Source organism: Pseudomonas sp. D3-27 (genome assembly GCF_051132165.1).
Taxonomy (GTDB): domain Bacteria; phylum Pseudomonadota; class Gammaproteobacteria; order Pseudomonadales; family Pseudomonadaceae; genus Aquipseudomonas.
Window position 1 is genome coordinate 3,779,058 of the sequence record NZ_CP071667.1, and the last position, 3,763, is coordinate 3,782,820.

A 3,763-nucleotide genomic window follows, 5' to 3' on the forward strand; every position below is an offset into this window, starting at 1 on the left:
TTTCAGTTCAGGAACTCTGGGGCCGCTTCGCGGCCCAGCGAGAGCAAGCTCTCTCGCCACGGGGGCTGCGGTGCTGCGGCTAGCGTGGAGGCTGGGGCAGCTCGATGTCATCCAGTGCCCGATTGGCCAGTAGCGTTCCTAGCTCGATCAATTGCTGGAGCCCCAACGCCACATGCCGCCGCGAGCCTTCCAGGTCGAAGGCCAGGTCGTTGGCCATGGCATTAGCGCAAGCCAGGGTCTCGCTGAGGGTGGTCAGTATGGATTCGGTGTTGAGCCCCTTGACCACGGTAAAGATCTGGCCGTCCTGGGTGTCGGGCTTGACGGCGGCATCTGGAGACAAATGCATATCCAATGCCCGGTCGGCTGCCTCCCGTTGCTCTGCTGAGTCAAAGCAGGTGTATGCGGATAGGTTTTCAGCTTTCTTGGGGGGATTGGGGGTGATTTTGACCATGACGTGTAACTCCATTCAGAAGTGGAGTTCACCATTTCTGCGACCAAGCAGAGGGTGGCGAACTGTACGCAGGTTGGTCGACCAGGGAATGGAACCCGGCAGGGCCGAAGCCCTCCCACGCACAGTCAGCCATAAGGCAGACAGCCGCTCGCGCGGCTGAAAGTGCGCCATTCTAACCCCGGGCGACCAAACCCGGTCGCTGATTTTGCAGCGACGGACAAAGCCTATCCCCATCGCTTCCGAACCACCAACCGACACGACTCGTCAGAAATGTCCGGCTCGCCACATTTTTTGTAGGACACAGGTTCCTGTGGCGAGGGAGCTTGCTCCCGCTCGGCTGCGCAGCAGACGCCGCTTTTCAGTTCAGGAACTCTGGGGTCGCTTCGCGGCCCAGCGGGAGCAAGCTCCCTCGCCACGGGGGTTTGCGTTTCCAGCGAAATTAACCCCATAAAAAAACCGACCCGCGTAAGTGGGTCGGTTTTTTTCTTTGCAGGCAATCAGAACTGCGGCGTGTACTTCACCGTGAACATCAGATTACGCGGATCGCCGAAGTTGTTGTTGCCATTGAGTTGGTTGTAAGCCGGCGTTATGTAGGTTTTGTCGAACAGGTTGTTGGCATTGACCGCAAGATCGATCTCAGACGTCAACTTGTAGCCGACACGGGCGTTCCATACGGTATAACCCGGTACGTCATGGTTCAGATCGTAGACCTGCGTATGGCTTTGGGTGGTGAAGCCCAGGCCGGCGCTCGCACGGTTCCAGTCGCCGGTGAACTGGTAGTTGCCCCACACGCGCAGCATGTGTTTCGGCGTCCAGGTACTGAAGATACTGCCTTCGTTGATCGGATCTTCCAGGTACTTCGTCGTGTTATAGGTGTAGCCCGCGAACAACTGCAAGTTGTCTACCACTTCACCGCTGATTTCTGCCTCGATGCCTTGGCTGCGCACTTTCCCGGAGGCAGAAGAGCAGTTCACCCCAGTGCAGCTAGGGATGTTGACGGCGCGGTTTTCGTGGTCGTAGCGGAACACAGCCAAGGAGGTATTGACCCGTCCATCCATCAACTCGCCCTTGAGGCCGACTTCGTAGTTTTTGCCAACAATGGGCTTGAGTACCGAACCACTGGGATCGACGTTGGTCTGCGGTTGGAACACGTCGGTATAGCTGGCGTAAACCGCCCACTCACGGCTCAGGTCATAGACGACACCGGCATAGGGCGTGACCACGCCGGTTTCGGTTGAGTAGCTTGGCGTGTTGCGTGTAATTCCGGCTGCGAGTTCATTTTTCGACTTGTAGCTGAAGTCGTACCAGCTGACCCGGGAACCCAGGATCAGTGTCAGGTCATCCACCGGCTTGACGCGCCAGGTGCCGTATATGCCTTTCTGGCGCACGTCGTACTTGCTGAGGACGCCCATGCCACCCGCAGCGATCAAACTGTCGTAGCTGATGTCCGGGCGGTCATTGTCAAGGTCGAAGATCGAGTCGCTGGTGCTGTTGAAGGTACGGGCATATTTATCATCCGTCTCCAATTGGGAGAAGTTGCCACCCAGCATGACCTCCTGTTCCATCGACAAGGCTTCGAACTTGCCGGTCAGGTTCATGTCGAGACCGGCCTTGGTGGACTGGAAGTCGGTCAGGAAGTCGGCATATTGCACGCCACTGCCATCGGGCAAGAGACCACCGCCTCGTTGGACGCGCTGGTTCTTCGCCTGGTTGTCCTCAGTCATGTACACGCCCCCCACCTTGAAGGCCCAATCCTCATTGAAGCGATGCTCCAGATCGGCGTAATAGGTGGTGACATCGATTTCCGACCGGTTCCAGCGCGCGCCGGTGTAGGTGGAGCGCGATACGTCCGGCATCGAGCCATCGGCGTAGCGCGGCAAACCACGGATGTTGCCGCGCGATTCGCCATTGGATTGGCTGACCGCCAAGCCCAGGGTGGTGTCTTCGCTCAGGTCGATGTCCAACGAGCCGTACAGCGAGTGGGTATTGGTCCACGCGTGGTCGATGAATGAGTTGCTCTGGTCTTCGTCGGCAACGATACGGCCGCGGATGTTGCCAGCGTCGTTCAGCGGACCGCCAGCGTCCAGCTGCAAGCCGTAGTGGTCCCAGGAACCGGCCTTGCCCGTCAGGGTCACGGTCGGTGTGTTCTGGCCACGCTTGCGCACCAGGTTGACAGCGCCGCCGGGGCTGCCGGTGCCTTGCAGCAAGCCGGACGCACCACGAAGGATCTCCAGGCGGTCGTAGAAAATCAGGTCTTGGGTCGCCCAGTTGCCCAGCGAGTAGGTATTACGCGGGATCGGCACACCGTCGTACTGCCAATCGTCGATCTGGAAACCGCGCGACGACAGGATCATGCCCTGCCCCACGCCCTGGAGGCCAACGATGCCGGTGGTCTGGTTGACAGCGTCCTTGAGGTTGACCAGGTTCTGGTCATCCATCTGCTTGCGCGTCATCACGGTGATCGACTGGGGAATTTCCTTGAGGGTGTGGGTGCCCTTGCCGATCGTTACGGCGTTGCTGGTGTACGAGTTGCTGCCTTCGGTCGTTGCAGCCAACTGTTCGGCGTTGATGGTCGTTGCGCCCAGTTCCAGGCCCGCGGGGGAGCCCTTCACCAATATCAGGGTGTTGCCCTCGAGGCTGTAGCGCACGCCGGTGCCCTTGAGCAATTCGGTGATGGCCGCCTGCGGGCTCATCTTGCCGCTGACGCGGTTGCTTTTCAGGCCGGCCAACTCGTCGACGTTGTAGATCATTTGTTGGTTGGTTTGCTGGCCGAACGCTTGCAGCGCCTGCGGCAGCGGTTGCGCTGGGATGTTGACACTGACGTCTTCGGCCATCACCTGGGTGCTCAACGGCAACACACAGACCAGACCCAAGCCCGTCAACACCCGCCGCGAACGCAGGCCGCGGGACATGACAAGTGCCTTGAACAGCGGTTTCAACTCATGAATTGCCGACATCGTGCTCTCTTATTGATAGAAGTGAAAAGTCCATGGGGCCGAAGGGCCTGCCGTTCGCCAGCGCGGATTACCTGCTGACCGACCCCTCCCCGGGCACGGTCATCCGGCTGTACGACAGCGACATGTTTTCTGGACACAACCGGCGCCTGGGCTGCCTTGCCCGAGCCGATTCGCCCGCATTCCTTAGTAAGACGAAGCACCTGGGAAAAACCGGAATGAGTTTATTTATCATTTGCACGAAAGTTACAAAAAAGGCCGACGCGTGCTGGCGTCGGCCTTTTGTTGGTTGAGCATCGTTCCCAGGCTTTCGCGTGGGAACGCCGCCAGGGACCCTCTGCACTGCGTTTCTCTCAGA

General features: G+C 59.1%; 2 protein-coding genes. Both read right to left on the reverse strand.

Annotated features, from left to right (window positions below; genetic code table 11):
- Positions 1–79: 79 nt before the first annotated feature.
- Positions 80–451, reverse strand: a complete 372-nt coding sequence (locus tag J3P92_RS17130; RefSeq protein WP_420767849.1) for a DUF6124 family protein — start codon at positions 449–451, stop codon at positions 80–82.
- Between the two features lie 497 nt (positions 452–948).
- Positions 949–3,408: a TonB-dependent siderophore receptor gene (locus J3P92_RS17135; RefSeq protein WP_434648443.1), complete on the reverse strand. Its 2,460-nt coding sequence runs from the start codon at positions 3,406–3,408 to the stop codon at positions 949–951.
- Between the last annotated feature and the right edge of the window lie 355 nt (positions 3,409–3,763).